General features: G+C 71.7%; 18 protein-coding genes. 10 read left to right on the top strand and 8 right to left on the bottom strand.

Annotated features, from left to right (window positions below):
- The first annotated feature begins 28 nt into the window (after positions 1 to 28).
- Positions 29 to 664, top strand: coding sequence for a class I SAM-dependent methyltransferase (locus tag ACFY3V_RS33905; RefSeq protein WP_389779215.1), 636 nt, complete (start codon positions 29 to 31; stop codon positions 662 to 664).
- On the top strand, positions 661 to 1,431 hold the full coding sequence (locus tag ACFY3V_RS33910; RefSeq protein WP_389779217.1) for a glycosyltransferase: 771 nt from the start codon (positions 661 to 663) through the stop codon (positions 1,429 to 1,431). Before ACFY3V_RS33905 ends, ACFY3V_RS33910 begins: the two co-directional genes overlap by 4 nt.
- On the opposite strand, the gene ACFY3V_RS33915 is transcribed toward ACFY3V_RS33910, so the two are convergent.
- A complete protein-coding gene (locus ACFY3V_RS33915; protein WP_362904222.1) occupies positions 1,420 to 2,157 on the bottom strand; it encodes a sulfite exporter TauE/SafE family protein in 738 nt (245 codons plus the stop codon). The two genes, ACFY3V_RS33910 and ACFY3V_RS33915, sit on opposite strands and share 12 nt — an antisense overlap.
- A gap of 395 nt (positions 2,158 to 2,552) precedes the next feature.
- Positions 2,553 to 3,554: a DUF4394 domain-containing protein gene (locus ACFY3V_RS33920; RefSeq protein ID WP_362904220.1), complete on the bottom strand. Its 1,002-nt coding sequence runs from the start codon at positions 3,552 to 3,554 to the stop codon at positions 2,553 to 2,555.
- Positions 3,555 to 3,919: 365 nt separating this feature from the next.
- Between ACFY3V_RS33920 and ACFY3V_RS33925 the strand changes: the two genes are divergently transcribed.
- Positions 3,920 to 6,136: an ATP-dependent RecD-like DNA helicase gene (locus ACFY3V_RS33925; protein ID WP_389779220.1), complete on the top strand. Its 2,217-nt coding sequence runs from the start codon at positions 3,920 to 3,922 to the stop codon at positions 6,134 to 6,136.
- On the opposite strand, the gene ACFY3V_RS33930 is transcribed toward ACFY3V_RS33925, so the two are convergent.
- The 4 genes from ACFY3V_RS33930 to ACFY3V_RS33945 all read right to left on the bottom strand — a co-directional run bounded on the left by ACFY3V_RS33930 (position 6,111) and on the right by ACFY3V_RS33945 (position 10,082).
- Positions 6,111 to 6,881, bottom strand: a complete 771-nt coding sequence (locus tag ACFY3V_RS33930; protein ID WP_389779222.1) for an ArsR/SmtB family transcription factor — start codon at positions 6,879 to 6,881, stop codon at positions 6,111 to 6,113. The genes ACFY3V_RS33925 and ACFY3V_RS33930 overlap by 26 nt on opposite strands.
- Before the next feature lie 103 nt (positions 6,882 to 6,984).
- A complete protein-coding gene (locus ACFY3V_RS33935) occupies positions 6,985 to 7,320 on the bottom strand; it encodes an STAS domain-containing protein (protein WP_350949706.1) in 336 nt (111 codons plus the stop codon).
- A gap of 6 nt (positions 7,321 to 7,326) precedes the next feature.
- A complete protein-coding gene (locus ACFY3V_RS33940; RefSeq protein ID WP_389779224.1) occupies positions 7,327 to 8,412 on the bottom strand; it encodes a B12-binding domain-containing protein in 1,086 nt (361 codons plus the stop codon).
- On the bottom strand, positions 8,409 to 10,082 hold the full coding sequence (locus ACFY3V_RS33945; protein WP_389779226.1) for a SpoIIE family protein phosphatase: 1,674 nt from the start codon (positions 10,080 to 10,082) through the stop codon (positions 8,409 to 8,411). The genes ACFY3V_RS33940 and ACFY3V_RS33945 overlap by 4 nt, the downstream gene beginning before the upstream one ends.
- A 382-nt stretch (positions 10,083 to 10,464) precedes the next feature.
- On the opposite strand from ACFY3V_RS33945, the gene ACFY3V_RS33950 reads away from it, so the two are divergent.
- Positions 10,465 to 11,658: an Ig-like domain-containing protein gene (locus tag ACFY3V_RS33950; RefSeq protein WP_389779228.1), complete on the top strand. Its 1,194-nt coding sequence runs from the start codon at positions 10,465 to 10,467 to the stop codon at positions 11,656 to 11,658.
- A 269-nt stretch (positions 11,659 to 11,927) separates the two neighbouring features.
- Positions 11,928 to 12,413, top strand: coding sequence for a dihydrofolate reductase family protein (locus tag ACFY3V_RS33955; RefSeq protein WP_389779230.1), 486 nt, complete (start codon positions 11,928 to 11,930; stop codon positions 12,411 to 12,413).
- On the opposite strand, the gene ACFY3V_RS33960 is transcribed toward ACFY3V_RS33955, so the two are convergent.
- A complete protein-coding gene (locus tag ACFY3V_RS33960; RefSeq protein WP_389779232.1) occupies positions 12,358 to 13,365 on the bottom strand; it encodes an RNA polymerase subunit sigma-70 in 1,008 nt (335 codons plus the stop codon). The genes ACFY3V_RS33955 and ACFY3V_RS33960 overlap by 56 nt on opposite strands.
- 381 nt (positions 13,366 to 13,746) lie before the next feature.
- Between ACFY3V_RS33960 and ACFY3V_RS33965 the strand changes: the two genes are divergently transcribed.
- Entirely contained in the window at positions 13,747 to 14,466 is a 720-nt protein-coding gene (locus ACFY3V_RS33965) for an HAD family hydrolase (RefSeq protein ID WP_389779234.1), read from the top strand.
- Positions 14,467 to 14,500: 34 nt separating this feature from the next.
- Here the strand turns inward: ACFY3V_RS33965 and ACFY3V_RS33970 are convergent, their stop codons facing one another.
- Entirely contained in the window at positions 14,501 to 15,463 is a 963-nt protein-coding gene (locus ACFY3V_RS33970) for a radical SAM protein (RefSeq protein ID WP_350949713.1), read from the bottom strand.
- 140 nt (positions 15,464 to 15,603) lie between these two features.
- On the opposite strand from ACFY3V_RS33970, the gene ACFY3V_RS33975 reads away from it, so the two are divergent.
- The 4 genes from ACFY3V_RS33975 to ACFY3V_RS33990 all read left to right on the top strand — a co-directional run bounded on the left by ACFY3V_RS33975 (position 15,604) and on the right by ACFY3V_RS33990 (position 17,528).
- Positions 15,604 to 15,930 carry an SMR family transporter gene (locus ACFY3V_RS33975; protein ID WP_362904203.1) on the top strand — a complete coding sequence of 109 codons (327 nt, stop codon included), beginning with the start codon at positions 15,604 to 15,606 and terminating at the stop codon, positions 15,928 to 15,930.
- Positions 15,931 to 16,000: 70 nt separating this feature from the next.
- Complete coding sequence (locus ACFY3V_RS33980; protein ID WP_389779237.1) at positions 16,001 to 16,561, top strand: GNAT family N-acetyltransferase; 561 nt, start codon at positions 16,001 to 16,003, stop codon at positions 16,559 to 16,561.
- Between the two features lie 64 nt (positions 16,562 to 16,625).
- Complete coding sequence (locus ACFY3V_RS33985) at positions 16,626 to 16,961, top strand: DUF952 domain-containing protein (RefSeq protein WP_389779239.1); 336 nt, start codon at positions 16,626 to 16,628, stop codon at positions 16,959 to 16,961.
- 9 nt (positions 16,962 to 16,970) lie between these two features.
- Positions 16,971 to 17,528 carry an NUDIX hydrolase gene (locus ACFY3V_RS33990; protein WP_350949715.1) on the top strand — a complete coding sequence of 186 codons (558 nt, stop codon included), beginning with the start codon at positions 16,971 to 16,973 and terminating at the stop codon, positions 17,526 to 17,528.
- Positions 17,529 to 17,599 lie beyond the last annotated feature (71 nt).

Here is a 17,599-nt window from a genome sequence, read left to right on the forward strand (position 1 = left end):
CCACCGAACCCCACGCCGGAGGTGTCCGATGACGCCTCGTCCAAGGACGCTCGGGCCGCAGTACTTCGAGGAGATGTACTCGGCCTCACCCGACCCGTGGGGATTCACCTCCCGCTGGTACGAGGAACGCAAGTACGCCATCAGTGCCGCGCTACTGCCCGCGCGCCGCTACCGCGACGCCTTCGAGGCCGGCTGCTCCATCGGGGTGTTCACCGCCCTGCTCGCCCCGCGCTGTGAGCGGCTGCTCGCCTGCGACCTGTCCTTCGCCGCGGTCGAGGCGGCCTCGCGGCGCACCGCCGCCCACCCGGGGACGCGGGTGCAGCGGCGCGTCCTGCCCGAGGAGTGGCCCACCGACGAGGGGAGGTTCGACCTCGTCGTGCTGTCGGAGGTGCTCTACTACTTCGGCGACGCGGACCTGGAGCGGGTGCTCGACCTGGCGGTCGGCGCGCTGAGCCCCGGGGGCACCCTGCTCGCGGTGCACTGGAGGCATCCCGTCGCGGAGTATCCGCGCGGCGGCGAAGACGCGCACCGCGCCCTGGCGGCCCTTGCCGGGCGGGCGGGGCTGAGGCGTCTTGTCGACCATCGTGAACCGGATTTCCTCGCCGAGGTCTACCTGTCCGGCCCCGGGGCCTGCTCGGTGGCCGAGGCCGAGGGACTTGTGTGATCCAGGCCGTCGGAGTCGTGGTGCCCGCCCGCGACGAGGAGAAACTGCTGCCCGCCTGCCTGGCCTCGGTGAAGCTGGCCGGGTGCATGGTTCCCGGCGTGGCGTTCCACCTGATCGTCGTCGCCGACACCTGCACCGACCGTACGGCGCTCCTGGCCGCGCGGGCCGGTGCGACCGTCGTCGAGGGCGCCATGACCAACGTCGGGCGGGCGCGGCTGGCGGGCACCCGGGTGCTGTTGCGGCAGACCCGCGCCCTGGACCCGGCCACCGTCTGGGTCGCCACCACCGACGCCGACACCCTGGTCCCGCCCTGCTGGCTCAGCCGCCAGCTCAGGCACGCCGCCCAGGGCTGGGAGGCCGTCGTCGGCACCGTGACGGTCACCGACTGGTCCGGCTACCCGCCGCCCCTCCACCTGGCCTACGCCCAGAGCTACGCCGCGACGCCGGCGAGCCTGACGCCGGCGAGCGGCGGGAACGCCGCCGCCAGGAGAGGCGACGGCGCGCGGTGGCATCCGCACGTGCACGGCGCCAACCTCGGCGTCACCGCCGCCGCCTACCTGGCCGTCGGCGGGTTCGGCCCGGTGGCGGCCGGTGAGGACCGGGCCCTGGTCGGTGCCCTGGAGTCGGCCGGCCGGCGGGTCCTGCGCACCACCGGGGTGAGCGTGGTGACCTCGGCACGCCGCGACCCGCGGGCGCCGGACGGCTTCGGCCACTTCCTCGCCCGGCTCGAAGCCGACACCGTCTCACAGCAGGCCTCACAGCAGTAGGCGTACCGCGGCCAGCAGCGTGAGCCCCAGCGTGAGCCACTCGAACAGGGTGCGGTCGATGCGGCTGATGACCGCGCGCCCGACCGCGGCCCCGGCCAGGACCGCCGGGGTGCCCAGCGCGGCGAAGACGAGGCCGGAGGGGGTGATGAGGCCCAGCGCGACGCTGAAGGGCACCTTGAAGGCGTTGATCGTCAGGAAGAACCAGGCGCTGGTGCCCAGGAAGCCCAGCATCGGCAGGCCCGCCGCCAGAAGGTAGACGGCCATGATGGGGCCGGCCGCGTTCGCCGTCATGGTGGCGAAACCCGCGAAGACGCCAGCCAGGGCGGCCACCGGGCGGCGGTGGGCGAGTGAGTCCTGCGGCGCCTGGCGCCGGTTCCACAGGTGCACCGCGATGATCACCAGCAGGATCGCCCCGATGAGCCGTCTCATCTGCGTGTCGTCGACCCAGCGCACCACCACCGCCCCGGCGACCACGCCCAGGGCGACCCATGGGAACAACCTGATCAGCCTCGGCCAGTCGGCGTGCCGCCGGTAGGAGGCCACGGCGACCAGGTCGCCGACGAGCAGCAGCGGCAACAGGGTGCCCGTCGACTGCTTGGTCGGCAGCACGAGCGCGAACAGGGCGATCGCCACCATCCCGGTACCGGAGACACCGGTCTTGGAGAAGCCCACCAGGAACAGGGCGGCCAGCAGGACCACCCACTGGACGACGTCGAGGGAGGGCATCAGCCTCCCCGACGGGAGGAAAGGGGATATGAGGTCACAGATGACCGTACAACGGGTGACAATCGAACACGGCGGAAGGGGTCGCCGAGGGAGATATCCACTGGTCACAGCGGTGCGGGCGGCTCCGGTGATCGAACTGCCCGCTCAAAGCGCCGGCCATCCCCGAGGCCGGGCCGGCCGCGGTCACCGCCGTCTTCGCGTCCGGCTGCTCGCCTTTCGCGGACGCCGCGGCGAACCCTTCCCCGCCCGGCGCGCCCTGACCGCGGCGAATGAGCTCGCGGACCTGCGGTTCGGGGTGCTCAGGCGCGCCCCGCAGCCCGGACCGTAACGCTCGCCGACGGCCGGGGCCGATGGGCCGTCAGACGAGCACCTTTCAGCGCCTCCCAGCGCGCTGGTCAGCCACGGTCGGGCCGGATGGCGACGTCGAACACCTGCCGGTCGGCGGGAAAGAGGCCGTAGTTGTAGTTGACGGCGCCGGTGAGCAGGTTGATGCCGTAGAACCCGTAGCGCCCGCCGACCCTCAGCGCGGCGAAGGCGCTGTTGGAGACGGTGACGCCGTTGCGCAGGGAGCTGTGCACGTCCAGGCCCGCCGCGCCGGTCGCGGCCACCCGCAGGTTGCCGATCGCCACCAGCACGCCCGTGTCGGCCGGGGACTGCAGCAACACCCGGGCGGCCGTGGTGTCCACGACGAAGAGTGTCGTGGCGGTGGCCGGGCTGAGGTCGTTGTTGGTGTACCCGGCGCCCGTGACACCGGTCGCGGCCACCGCGGCGACGGCCGGCGGCAGGGACGGGCCGCCGGGGGAGCCGGCCTGCGAAGCGGTGAGCGCGTCGGTCCCGGGTCCGGGCCGCGGGCGGGTCAGCGGATCGTCGGCCACGCTCTGTCCCGCCGCCGGAGCGCCCCGCGGATCGTCGAGGTTGTGGCGCAGATTCTGCCCGGTGTCACTGATCACCCGCAGCCGGTCGGTGGCGGGGTCGAAGTCGACGCCGAAGCCGGCGCCGCTCAGCGGCACGCTCAGCTGCGAGACCTTGACCGCCCTGGAGCGCCCGCTGAGCGTGTAGACGCCGCCCTGGTCGCCGACGCCGTACAGCCTGCCGTCGCGCACCCGGTAGTCGATGCCGACCAGGGTGGTGTCACCGGCGAGCCCGCGGACCCTGCCGAGGTCGCGGGTACGGCCGGGGGAGCGGATCTCGAACCCCACCAGGCGCCGGTCGGCGGTCAGCCCGATGACGTCGAGGCCGCGCCTGGCCGTCCCCGGCGCACCGCCGCTCACAGCGCCCGCCGTGGTGTCTGCCGCAGTGTCTGCCGCCCGGCCTGCGACAGGGCCCGTCGCGGCTCCTGTCGCAGGGCCCGCCATCGTGCTCAGCGCCACCACGGCGGCCAGGAGTGTCCTTCGCATGTGCCTCTCCTTCGCGACCGGCTACCGGAGCACCGGCCTGTTCGGCGACCAGGTCGTCGCAGATCGCGAAGACTTCATCACACACCGCGACGACGCGCACGTGAAAGGCGCGGCCGGCCACCGGCGTGTCGGGGATCGGCGGGCAAGCCACCTCGCCCACCCCCGGACGGAGCCTGCCGAAAACCGCGAAACCCCGCCCCGCGCCCCACCGGCCTCTCCCATCGATCCGGCGGGCCCCTGACCGCTTCCTCCCGGCGGGCCCGGCGCGGGGGCGGTCGGGACGGGGAAACACGCGTCTTCCGGCCGTGAAGGCTGTCCTACACTTGCGCGAGCGGATCCAGCCGATCCAGCGCGAAGGAGGTGGCGTGCAGCCGGAGCAACGGGCAGTCGCGGGCGTGTCGATCTCGGCCGTGCTCGAGCGCATCACCTACGCCAACGAGGAGACGGGCTACACCATCGCCCGGGTGGCCACCGACCGCTCCGGCGCCGATCTGCTGACCGTGGTCGGGCCGCTGCTGGGCGCCCAGCCCGGCGAGTCGCTGCGGCTGACCGGGCGCTGGGCCTCCCACCCCAAGTACGGCAAGCAGTTCGAGGTGTGGTCCTACGCCACCGTGCTGCCCGCCACCATCCAGGGCATCCGCCGCTATCTGGGCTCCGGGCTGATCAAGGGCATCGGGCCGAAGATGGCCGAGCGGATCGTCGACCACTTCGGCGTCGACACCCTGGAGGTCATCGAGACCACCCCCGAGCGGCTGGTGGAGGTTCCCGGGCTCGGCCCCAAGCGGACCAAGATGATCGGCGTCGCCTGGGAGGAACAGAAGATCATCAAAGAGGTGATGATCTTCCTGCAGGGGGTCGGCGTGTCCACCTCCATCGCGGTCCGCATCTTCAAGCAGTACGGCGACAAGTCCATCACCGTCGTCAAGAGCGAGCCCTACCGGCTGGCCGACGACGTGTGGGGCATCGGTTTCAAGACCGCCGACACCATCGCCCAGGCCGTGGGCATCCCGCACGACAGCCCCGAGCGCGTCAAGGCGGGCCTGCGCTACACCCTGTCGCAGGCCGCCGACGACGGCCACTGCTACCTGCCGGCACCCAACCTCGTCGGCGACGCGGTGAAGATCTTGGAGGTTCCCGCCGAGCTCACCGCCCGCTGCCTGGAGGAGCTCATCGCCGAGGAGGGCGTGGTCCGCGAGGAGATCCCGGTCGGCGACGCCGGCGTCCCCGCGGTCTACCTGGTGCCCTTCCACCGCGCCGAGCTGTCCCTGGCCGGCGCGCTGCGTTCCCTGCTGGCCTGCGAGCACGATCGGCTGGGCGCCTTCGCCGGCGTCGACTGGGACGCGGCGCTGAGGTGGCTGCGGACCAAGACCGGCGCCGACCTCGCCGAGGAGCAGGCCCAGTCGGTACGGCTGGCGCTGACCGAGAAGGTCGCGGTGCTGACCGGCGGCCCCGGCTGCGGCAAGAGCTTCACCGTGCGCTCCATCGTCACCCTGGCCCGCGCCAAGAAGGCCAAGGTCATCTTGGCCGCGCCCACCGGCAGGGCGGCCAAGCGCCTGGCGGAGCTGACCGGCCACGAGGCCACCACCGTGCACCGGCTGCTGCAGCTGCGTCCCGGCGGGGAGGCCACCTTCGACCGCGACAACCCCCTGGACGCCGACCTGGTCGTGGTCGACGAGGCCTCGATGCTGGACCTGCTGCTGGCCAACAAGCTGGTCAAGGCCGTGGCCCCGGGCACGCACCTGCTCTTCGTCGGAGACGTCGACCAGCTGCCCTCGGTCGGCGCCGGTGAGGTGCTGCGCGACCTGCTCGCCGCCGAGCAGGAGATCCCCCGGGTGCGGCTGACCCACATCTTCCGCCAGGCCCAGGAGTCGGGGGTGGTCGTCAACGCCCACCGCATCAACACCGGCCTGCCCCCGGCGCTGGAGGGCATGAACGACTTCTTCCTGTTTGCCTGCGAGGAGCCCGAGGAGATCGCGGCGCTGACCGTCGACGTGGTCGCCAACCGCATCCCGCGCCGGTTCGGCCTCAACCCGCGCCGCGACGTACAGGTCCTGTCGCCGATGCACCGGGGCCCGGCCGGCGCCGGCAACCTCAACAACGCGCTACAGGAGGCGCTCACCCCCTTCCGGGAGGGCATGCCCGAGCGCCGCTACGGCGGGCGGGTCTTCCGGGTCGGCGACAAGGTCACCCAGCTGCGCAACAACTACGAGAAAGGCGCGGCGGGGGTGTTCAACGGCACCGTGGGCACGGTGGTCGACATCAGGCCCGACGAGCACAAGCTGACCGTGCTGACCGACGAGGACGAGAACGTCGAGTACGCCTTCGACGAGCTGGACGAGCTGACCCACGCCTACGCGGTGTCGATCCACCGATCCCAGGGCAGCGAGTACCCGGCGGTGGTCATCCCGTTGTCGACCAGCGCGTGGATGATGCTGCAGCGCAACCTCCTCTACACCGCGATCACCCGGGCCAAGAGGCTCGTCGTCATCGTCGGCTCGCGCCGCGCGCTCGCCCAGGCGGTACGCACCCGGGGCGCCGGGCGCCGCCACACCAGCCTCACCCACCGCCTGCGCGTGCGCTGAGCACCTCCTGCGGCCGCGGTGCCGCGGCGCTCGCCCAGGCGGTGAGACCCAGCAGGCGTTCCAGGGCCTCGCCCCCGGCGCCGGTGACGGCCACGGCGCGCCCGGAGCCGATGCGGACGACCCAGCCGCGCTCCAGCATGGTCGTGCACAGCACGGCCCCGGCACTGCCGGCCAGATGGGGGCGGCGTTCGGTCCAGTCCAGGCAGGGCCGGGCCTGGGGGCGGCGCCCGCCGCCGGGCAGCGGCGCCCTCAGCTCGGCGGCGAACCACGACAATCCCTCGTCGCTGAGCGCGAAGGCGGCGTCCTGGCGCAGCAGGCCGCGCGCGGTGAGCGCGTCGGTGATCGTCACGCCGAGCCGCCCGGCCAGGTGGTCATAACAGGTGCGGGCCTCAGCCAGCGCGCGTGCCGCGCTCACGGCGCGCAGCGTCGCGGGCCGGGGCCCGCACCCGGTGTGGGCCGCGTGGGAGGCCAGATCCTCGATGAGCTGGGCCACCCGCGGCCCGGCCAGGCGCACGTAGCGCCGGCGTCCCCGGCGCTGTTCGGCCAGCAGCCCACCGGCGACGAGCCGCGACAGGTGCTCGCTGGCGGTGGAGGCGGCGACCCCGGCGTGAGCGGCCAGCTCCCCGGCGCTCCAGGCGCGCCCGTCCAGCAGGGCCAGGCAGAACGTGGCACGGGTGGCGTCGGCGAGCAGGGCGGCCAGCGCGGCCAGCGGCACCGGCCCGCCCGGCGTCATGGCAGGTGTCATGTCCCCATCATCGGCCGGCACCGCTTCGGCGCCGGACGAAGCCTTCCCAAGGCCCTCGGCGGCCCTCTGCGGCCCTCGGCGCTCTAGTGGCGGTCGCCGGCGCTCACTCCTGCTCCTGGGGAAGCCGGAAGACCCGGTCCAAGGCGGTGACCCGCAGCAGATGGCGCAGGTAGGGGGTGAGGGCGACGATGCGCATGGCGATGTCGTGCTCGCCCGCGGAGTTGTAGACGTTGATCAGCGCCGCCACCCCCGAGGAGTCGATGAACTCCAGACCCGACAGGTCCAGATCGAGGTTGCGCATCTGTCCCGACAGCAACTCTCGCGCGAAACCGAAGAGCTCAGGGGCCGTGTCGTAGTCGAGGTCACCGCTGAGGACGAGCAGGGTGGTGTCCGCAGCGGTGGTGCGCACCTCGGTACGCAACGGGGTCTTGTCGAACATCAAACGTCAGGTCTCCTGATCGGGGCCGGGGACAGGTGCCGCCTCGGCTGCCTGGACCAGCATGTGACGGGCACGGGGGAAGTCTCGCAGCTCGTCGTGGAAAACGCGCAATCCCACCGTCACGGCCTCGGCGGGGACGCCGCGTGCGGCGAGCACGGAACCGGTCCAGCCGATGAAGCCGGTGAACAGCTGCGCGTCGTCGACGTACAGGGACGCGGCCAGAAAGTCGAGCAGATGGCCCAGGTCGGCGGCGGTGGCGTCGACCTGCTGCAGGTCGTAGGCCGCCATCGGCGGGTAGGCGCGGGCCAGGGCCCCCAAGGCGCAGGTGAGCAGCTCGGCGCGCCGGCGCGTCAGATGGGTGTACTCCTCGTCGGCCAGATGGGCCGGCGCGGCGGCCTGGCGGGGCGGGCCGGTCAGGTCGCCGCGCTCCAGCAGGTCGGCCGCGGCGTCGGCGCTGGGCGCCCAGGCGTCGGCGCCCAGCAGGCGGGCGTAGCGGCCGTCGGCGCCGAAGCCGGCCCCGCCGGCCATGACCGGCACGCCGACGGCCTGGCAGGCGGTGAGCGTGGCGTGCGCCCGGGGCAGCCGGGTGGCCAATGCGCAGCCCAGCGCGACCGCGTCGGGCCCGCTCTGGTGCAGGTGGGTGATCAGGTGCGGGCCCGGCACGCTGGCGCCCAGGAAGTCGACCCGCCAGCCGCGCAGGCGCAAGACCTCGGCCAGCAGGCGGGTGGGCAGCGCGTGGTACTCGCCGTCGGCGCAGGCGACGGTGAGGCGCCCGCGGGTGGGCTCGGGCCGGACGCGGGCGGCGATCGCGGCCACGGCGCGCTCGCTGACGGCGGTGGCGCCGTGCTCGCGGGCGATGGACCACTCGTTGGCCGCCCACAGCTCGCCGACGCGCCGCTGGGCGGGGGCGATGAGATCGAGCAGCAGCCGCTCGGCGTCCGCCCCCTGCTCCAGCAGGTCGAGCACCAGGTCGATGGCGGCGAACTCGTCGGCGCGCCCGATGTGCTCCAGGTACCGGCCGAGGGCCTCGTGCGGGCCCGCCCCGCGCGGTGCGGTCGCGCCCGGCGTATCCGTGGTGCTCAGGATGCTCATCGGGACGGCCTCGCCTGCACCGCCAGCAGTGCCCGGTCGTCTTGGACGTCGCCGCCCAGCCAGTCGGTGCTGATCTGCTCCAGCCGCTCGACCAGTGCCGCGACCGGCATGCCCGCGCAGCCGGCCAGGGCGGCCTTCAGCCGCTGGGCGCCGTACATCTCCCTGCCGGTGGGGCCGCCGAAGGCCTCGGTGATGCCGTCGCTGTAGAACAGGCACACCTCGCCGGGGGCCAGGTCGACCCCGGCCGGGGCCAGGTCGGCCTCGGCGAACGCGCCGAGCATGGGTCCGCGGGCCGCGCACTCCTGCACGGTGCCGTCCAGGCGCAGGATCAGCGGCGCCGGGTGCCCGGCGACCGCCAGGTTCACCTGGACGTGCCCGCCCGGGGCGGCGCTGAGCGCGCCGAGCACGAGGGTGGCGTAGGAGTTGGGGGTGGGCGAGCCCCGCAGGGAGCGGTTGAGCAGGGCGACCAGATGCTCGGGGCGCTCTTCCAGCAGCAGCAGGGTGCGCAGGCAGTGGCGGATGTGCCCGGCCATGACGGCGGCGCGGGCGCCCTTGCCGCAGACGTCGCCCAGCACCACCAGCGGATCGCCGGACTCGCCGGGCTCGGGCAGGTAGACGTCGTAGAAGTCGCCGCCGATGAGCCCGGCCTGGCGGGCGGCGCGCAGCGATCCGGCCAGCTCCGCGCCGGCCAGCGCCGGCAGCGGCGGGGGCAGCAGGTCGCTGCTGAGGATCGCGTTGGTGGCGCTTTGCTCCTGGTAGAGGGCGGCGGCGGAGATGGCGGCCCCGGCCCGGGCGGCAAAAATCCGCACCAGGGTCTCGGCGTCCTCGTCGAAGGGCGGCCCGTCTTCGTGACGGGCGAGCACGAGCGCTCCGGCGGGCACCCCGTTGCCGGGCAGCGGGGTGACCAGCAGGTGCCCGGCCGCCCCGAACCTGTCGGGCAGCAGCCAGCCGGGCACCTGCCCCGGATCCAGCCAGCGGCTGGGCACGGGCGGGAAACCCGCCAGCGCCTCGGCCAGGCCGGGCACCTGCGCGGTGTCGGCGACGGCGACGTTGCCCTCCTGCAGGGACCGGTCGGTGCTGGTCAGGCGGAGCCAGCCGGCGTGGCGGCGCCCCGAGGGCGGCAGCACGACCATGGCGGCATCGGCCAGGAACGGGGTGGCCAGCTCGATCGCGGTGCGAGCGCAGCGGCGCATGTTGAGCGAGGCCGACAGCCTGCGGCCCGCCTCGATGAGGAAGTCGGTGCGCCGGCGCTCGGCCAGCAACGCGTCGGTCCTGGCGGCATCGGTGGTGACGTCACGCAGGTACCAGGCCCGGTGGCTGAGGCCGAAGACCTCGCGACGTACCCGGATCCGGCGCCGCCCGTGATCGCTCTCGCGGCTCTCACCGTCGGGGTGCTCACCGTCGAACAGGGACGCGGCCGGGCCCTGGCACAGCGGGCGGCCCACGACGATCTCCGGCGCCATCTCGGCCGCGGCGGTGTTCAGCATCACCACGACCCCGTCGGCGCCGCACAGCACGACCCCCTCGCCGCTGGCCTCCACGATGGCGCGCAGCACCTCTTCACCCGGTGGACGCGAAAGATCGCGCTCATCGGTGCCGGTGTCACGGTCGAGGCCGGCCGCGGCGGTGAGCACGTGGCCGGGGTCGCGCAGCGGGGGAGGTCTTGTCATCACCCTGGGCTTCCGTGTGGAGAGGGATCGATCAGACTATCTTCCCGCCGCGCCGTCGGGACGGGGCGGGGAACCGGCGCGTGAGGCCGGAGGGTCCTTTGCTGCCCATGCCCCTCACAGGGCCGTTGATGCGGCCGGCGCGCGACGGTTTACGGCGGGAAACCGCACCCGCGGCCGCCCACCCCGCCGGAGCAGGGCTTTCACGTCGGGGCCGGTGACGTGGGCATTTCGCCGTCCCCTGACTCTCGGTTGGTATTTTTCCGACTTTACGAAGAGTCCGAAACGTTACCAAACCCACCGCAACCATGCCGAGTCACCATGCATCTCCTATTAGTGTTTTAAGAGCAGTTTGCTGTAGTGGGGGAGAGACATTGTGCTGACCATGCAACACCGACGCCTCAGGACGCCACTGGCCGCCGCGGCCCTGGCGACCACGACGGTGCTGGTCACCGCCTGTTCCACGGGGACGGGCCCGAAGGATCCCGCCGGTCCCGGCGCCGGATCGGGCGCCGTGGCCGCCACCGCTCCGGCCGCGACCGAGATAAAGATCAGCCCCGCCCAGGGCAGCAAGACCGTACGCCCCGACAAGAAGGTCGTCGTCGCCGCCTCCAGCGGCGCGCTGGAGGAGGTCACCGTGCAAAGCGGCGACCGGGTGCTGGAAGGCGACTTCAACGCCGAACGCACCAGATGGGTCTCCACCACGCCCATGGAACCGGCCAGCGACTACACCGTGTCGGCGCGGGCGGTCGACGGCACCACCGCCACCGGCTCCTTCAGGACGCTCAAGCCCAAGCATGAGCTCGAGGTGGCGGACGTGACCCCGGCGATCAAGGGGGAGAAGGTCGGCGTGGGGGCGCCGATCATCGTCACCTTCAACCAGCAGATCGCCAACAAGGCCGGGGTGGAAAAAGCCCTGAAGGTCACCTCACAAAAACCGGCCCAGGGCGCATGGCGGTGGATCAACGACACCACCGTGATCTACCGGACCGCGAAGTTCTGGCAACCCCACCAGAAGGTGACCTTCACCGCCCGCCTCAAAGGCGTACAGGGCGGCAAGGACATGTACGGCGTCAAGGACATGACCAAGGTCATCCAGATCGGCGCCGCCCAGATCTCCACCATCGACACCCGCAAGCACAAGATGATCGTCAAACGCGACGGCAAGGTCGTGCAGACCATGCTGATCAGCGCCGGCAACGCCAGCACCCGCGAGTACACCACCACCAGCGGCGTCCACCTGACGATGGGCAAGGCCAACCCCGAACGCATGATCTCCCCGGGCCGCAAGAAGGGCGACCCCGGCTACTACGACCTGATGATCAACCACGCGGTGCGGTTCTCCAACAGCGGCGAGTACGTGCACGCGCTGAACAACGTCTGGGCCCAGGGGCGCCAGAACGTCAGCCACGGATGCATCAACGCCCGCCCCGACCAGGCCAAGTGGTTCTACGACCAGGTCCAGCGCGGCGACGTGATCACCATCAAGGGCACCAACCGCGAGATGGAGTGGAACAACGGCTGGGGCTTTTGGCAGCTGTCGTTCAAGGAATGGCGCAGCGGCAGCGCCCTGACCTAGAGCCCTCGCTCTTCGAAGCCCTCCCGAGCCCTCCCGAGCCCTTCAGGGCTCGGGAGGGCTGATGACCGCATGAGTTCACCGGCTGCCCGGCGCGTTCGGCGGTGAAGGTGCCCGGGTGACCAGGCGTTCGCCACGGATCCGGCCGGTGGTGCCCGAGCCCGGCCGAGCCCGGAACGCGAGGACCACCCGCGGACGCACATCGCGCACCGATTAGGTTTCCGCCCCGCGCCCGTCTGTAGGTGTGAGATCGACTCACGGGAGGCTGCACGATGCGGAAACCGATCTTCGGCATGAACCTGAGCCTGGACGGCTACATCGCCGCGCCCGGCGACGACCTCGGCTGGGACGTACCGAGCGACGAGCTGTTCCAATGGTGGTCCGACCGGGTGGGGGCGACCGGCCTGGCGCTGTACGGGCGCAGACTGTGGGAGACGATGAGCTCCCACTGGCCGACCGCCGACCAGCAGCCCGGCGCCACACCGGCGCAGATCGAGTACGCCCGCCGCTGGCGGGACATGCCGAAGGTGGTGTTCTCCTCGATCGTGACGATGATCTTCGGGCATGAAGATGCCCCGCCGGCAACGCCGGCGGGGCGGTGGTGTTCGCGTTGGTGTCCAGCTGGCCGGGGCGCTCATTTCGCGGTGACTTCGGTGACGGCGGCCCGTGCGCCGGACTCGTCGACGATGGGGACTCCCCTGATCACAGTGCCGGGGGCAGGCCCAGCCATGGCTTGTCGGCGGCGTCGAATCCGGTGAGCTCGGCGATCTTCCCGTCGACGATGCGCAGGACCGCGATGGCAAATGGCCGGTACCCCGGGTCGCCGGGGGCGCGCAGGTACAGCGCAGCGGCAGGCATGCGGTTGACCGTCGTGGTGATACCGCGCCAGTCGTCGTAGCCGCGCTGGAAGAGCCCATTGGAGACCCAGCCGTCCACCGCGTCCTCGGCCGTCATGATCAAGGTGACCGCCTCGGGCAGCATCGCGAAGCGCAGGTCCTCACGCAGCAGGGACACCAGCCCGTCGAGGTCGTTGCGCTCATGGGCGTCGATGTACGACTTCACCACACCGCGCTCGTCATCCGACAACTCGTGGGTGGCGGGGCTCCGCCAGTCGAGGCGGCGGCCGGGCAGCTGCTCGCGCATCGTCACACGGGCCCGCTGCAGTGCGCTGGTCACCGATGCGACGGTCAACTCGAGGGCGTCGGCGGCCTTCGACGCCGGCCAGCCGAGGACGTCGCGCAGAATGAACACCGCCCGCTGCCGCGGCGGCAGGTGCTGGACGGCGACGATGAACGCCAGCTCGATCGTCTCCCGGGCCACCACCGACTCCTGCGGGTCCTCGGGGAGCATCCGGTCGGGGTACGGCTGCAGGTACCGCACCTCGGAGCCGGGGTCCGGCAGCTCGGACGGCACAGGTGTGCGGTCGTTGCGCTTGTCCAGGAAGTCGAGGCAGGCGTTCGTCGCGATCCGGTACAGCCAGGTCCGCAGGGCCGCGTGGCCCCTGAACGACTCCCGCTTGTTCCACGCTCGCAGGAACGTCTCCTGCGTCATGTCCTGGGCATCCTCGTAGTTCGCGAGCATCCGGTAGCAGTGCACCTGCAGCTCACGCCGGTGGCGCTCGGTCACGAGCGCGAACCGCGCGGTATCCTCCGCGCGGATGGCCGCGATGAACGTGGCCTCGTCGTCGCCCAGCAGCCTGGCGTCGGTCATGGTCGTCAATCCTTCCGCGGGTGACAAGGGATTACCAGAACTGACGATGTGGCGGAGGATTTCTGATCGGTGAAGCCGCTGACACCGCACCGCCGGTCGGGCCGGATGGGCCGTGGCCGATCCAGGGGAGGTGTTCGGGTCGGGCACACCCTCGGTGCCGACCCGAACCGGCCGTAGCCCTCCAGCCCCTGGCCGATCACGGCGACATGACCGCAGAGCCGCCTGAACAGCCCACGACGAGGACCCTTACCGCCGGATCTCGCGGACCTGCTCCTCGCGGGCCGAAAACAGGACGCGCCGGGCCCGGCGGGCGCGGTAGCGTGTGCGCCGGGCACCGTCCAGGCACGGTGGCCGGCGCACCGAAGGCGGCCAGGACCGCCGATGACGACGTTCTCGGGGGAGGACCAGGTGAGACTCCAGGGGCAGGTGCTCATCTTCGACGCCGACGACACGCTGTGGGAGAACAACGTGCTGTTCGAGCGCGTCGTGGAGGACTTCCTCGACTGGCTGGCGCACCCGACCCTGGAGCGCGCCCAGATCCGCGCCGTCCTCGACGACATCCAGGCGGCCAACGCCGTCACCCACGGCTATGGCAGCACGATGTTCCTGCGCAGTCTCGGCGAGTGCTTCGAGCGGCTGCGCGAGCGCCCGGCGACCGCGGCCGAGCGCCGCCACATCGACGAGCTGGCCCTGGCCCTCCTGCAGCGCCGGGTGGAGCTGGTCGCGGGCGTCACCGAGACGCTCACCGCGCTCGGCGAGCGCCACGAGCTGCTCCTGCTCACCAAGGGCGACCTGGAGGAGCAGCGGCGCAAACTGGAGGCCTCACAGCTGGCCCACCACTTTCGCGACGTGCACATCGTGGCCGAAAAAGACGTCGCCGTCTATCGGTGGCTGGCCCGCGAGCACGCCCTGGCGCCCGCGACGACCTGGATGATCGGCAACTCCCCGAAGTCGGACATCCTTCCCGCCCGGCAGGCGGGCCTGAACGCCGTCTTCATCCCCAACGACCACACCTGGGCGCTGGAGCACGACGAGCTGGACCCCGGCGACGAGCGGGTGCTGCGGCTGGAGCGGTTCTCCGAACTGCTGGAGCACTTCTGAGACCCGCCGGGGCCTGCCGGGACGGTCGGCCGGCCTACAGCAGGGTGAGCTGGGCCTGCCGGGGCAACGCCAGCGGCAGCGGCTGCTCAGGCCGGGTCGGCCCCATCCCGTAGCGGGCGGCCAGCTGCAGGATCTGGCCGGTCAGGCGGCGCACATAGCCGGGTTCGGCGTCGGCGCCGCGGCCGTACAGCTCGGCATAGCGGGGCTCAAGCGCAGGATGGTGCTCTCGCAGCCAGGCCAGATACCACTCACGCGCCCCGGGGGGCAGGCGCAGCACCTGCGGGACGCAGCTGACGGCCCCGGCGTCGGCGATACGGCGCACGGTGGCCGAAAGCTGGTCGGGGGAGTCGGTCAGCAGCGGCAGGATCGGCGCCATCGCCACCCCGCACGCCACCCCGCGCTCGTTCAGCTCCGCCACCAACTCCAGGCGTTTTTGCGCGCCGACGGCACCGGGCTCCACCGTGCGGCGGATCCGGTCGTCGACGAACGCGATCGAGACCACCACCCCGGCCCCCGGTGTGGCGGCCAGCAGGTCGGCGTCGCGCAGGATCAACCGGCTCTTGGTGTGCACGGTGAACGGCGCCCCGGCCTCACGCAACGCGGTGACCAGGCCCGGCATCAGCCGGTAGACCTCCTCCACCTGCTGGTAGCAGTCGCCTGCCATCCCCACGGTGATGTGCTCACCGTCCCAGCGTGACCTCAGCTCCGCACGCAACCGGCGCACGATGTTGGTGCGCACCACGATCCGCGCGTCGAAGTCGCCTTCGGCGTCCAGCCCCAGGTAGCGGTGCCCCCGGCGCGCCGAGCAGTAACGGCACGCCTGCGCGCACCCCCGATACGGACTGACCGCCCAGCCCTCGGGCGTGGTGTCCAGCGCGGTGCGCGCCTGCACCTCGTAACAGGTCAGGGCCCCGTGAACCCTGGTCAGCGCGGAACGCTCGATCCGCGGCCTGGCGTCGGGCGGCGCGGCGAGCAGGGGAGGCGCGTCCCATCGCATACGGCTCAGTGGAACACGCTTTCGACGCCGCTCGCAAGCCGGGCAGGTCGTGGCGCCGGACGGTTCCGCCCACGGGGGGCTCCCCTCTGCGATCAGCGAAAAATGGTATGTTTGGCCCGATTTACGGGGGAGTGGTGACAATGGCGTGGCTAATCCTGGCCGGGGCGATCATCGCCGAGATCGTGGCGACCACCGCCCTCAAACTGAGCGACGGATTCACCCACAAAGGCTGGTCGGTCCTCGTCGTCGCCGGCTACGCCGCCGCCTTCCTCCTGCTGGCCCAGGCACTCAAGCTCCAGATGGAGGTCGGCACCGCCTACGCCGTCTGGGCCGGAGCCGGCACCGCCGCCATCGCCGCCATCGGCGTCCTCTTCCTCGGCGAGACGATCAACCTCGCCAAGGTCGCCGGAATCGCCCTGATCATCGGCGGCGTCGTGGTCCTCAACCTGGCCGGAAGCCCCCACTGACCCCCGCACACCCCCACCCTCCCGCGAATATTGACTCGCCCCGCCTCGGCGGCTGTCCTACCCTGACCGGATGCTGAAGCCCGCCCTGCCCATCCGGACCGACCGCCTCACCCTGCGCGCCTACACCCCCGCCGACCTCGACGCCCTGCACGCCATCCACCGCCTGCCCCAGGTCACCCGCTACCTGTACTGGGAACCACGCGACCGCGACCAGACCCGCCAAGCACTGGAAAAGAAGATCAGCGAGACGGCGCTGCTGGAAGAAGGACAATCCCTCACCCTGGCGGTGGAACTGACCGCCACCGGCGAACTCCTCGGCGACGCCCTGCTCATCTGGCACAGCCGCTCACAACGCGCCGGCGAGATCGGCTACGTCCTGCACCCCGACCACCACGGCAAGGGCTACGCCACCGAGGCCGCCCGGGTCATGCTCGAACTCGGCTTCGAGCACCTGAACCTGCACCGCATCGTCGGACGCCTCGACGCCCGCAACGAGGCCTCGGCCCGAGTACTGGAGAAACTCGGCATGCGCCGCGAGGCCCACTTCCTCGACAACGAGATCGTCAAAGGCGAATGGACCAGCGAGATCGTCTACGCCATCCTGCGCCGCGAGTGGCACCCCCAGCGCTGACACCACCCGCCCCCGGTTGAACGACCGGTTGAACGACGGCGACGCACACGGCACCATGTCTGCGGTGACCATCCTGCATCTCGCCCTGGCCTCCGACTGGGAGGCGGCCCGCCAGGCGGGGGAGTACCGCGTCTCCACCCTCGGCCGCACCCTCGACGACGTCGGCTTCATCCACGCCTGCGCCGGCCACGAACAGCTACTCGGCGTCGCGGAACGCTTCTACCGCGACGTCACCGACCCCCTCGTGCTGCTCAGCGTCGACCCCACCGGACTCGACGTCCGCATGGAGGTCCCCGACGACACCCCTGAGGCCTTCCCGCACATCTACGGCCCCCTCCCGCTCAGCGCGGTGACCTCCGTCCTGCCCTACACCCCGCCCGGCCCCGGCCCCGGCCAGTAGGGTCCCTGCATGACCGACGTATCCGGACCGACGATCCGCACCCTCGACTCCATGGTCGTCTACACCAATCCATGGATCAGCGTGCGCGAGGACCGTATCGAACGCCCCGACGGCTCCCACGGCATCTACGGCGTCGTGGACATCCCCGACTTCGCCCTCATCGTCCCCATGGAGAACGACGGCTTCCACCTCGTGGAGGAATACCGCTACCCGGTCAGACGACGCACCTGGAACTTCCCCCAGGGCGGAGTCAAGGACAGCCCCTCGCCCCTGGTCACCGCCCACACCGAACTCACCCAGGAAACCGGCCTGCGAGCCACCTCGATGACCCATCTGGGACGCCTGGACAACGCCCACGGCACCTCAGGCCAAAACTACGACATCTTCCTCGCCACGGGCCTGACCGCCGGCGCCCACGAGCGCGAGCACACCGAACAGGACATGCGCCAGACCTGGGTTCCCCGCACCGAACTGGAACAGATGATCGTGAACGGCGCCATCACCGACAGCAACTCGATCGCCGCCTACGCCATGCTCCTGCTGCGCGGCCTGGCCCGACAGACCTGACCCGACAGACCCGACAGGGCACTCCCGCACCTTCGGCGCCCTCAAGACCGCCATCACCGTCAAATCCGGTG

It is taken from the genome of Streptosporangium sp. NPDC000095, from assembly GCF_042899335.1.
GTDB lineage: Bacteria > Actinomycetota > Actinomycetes > Streptosporangiales > Streptosporangiaceae > Streptosporangium.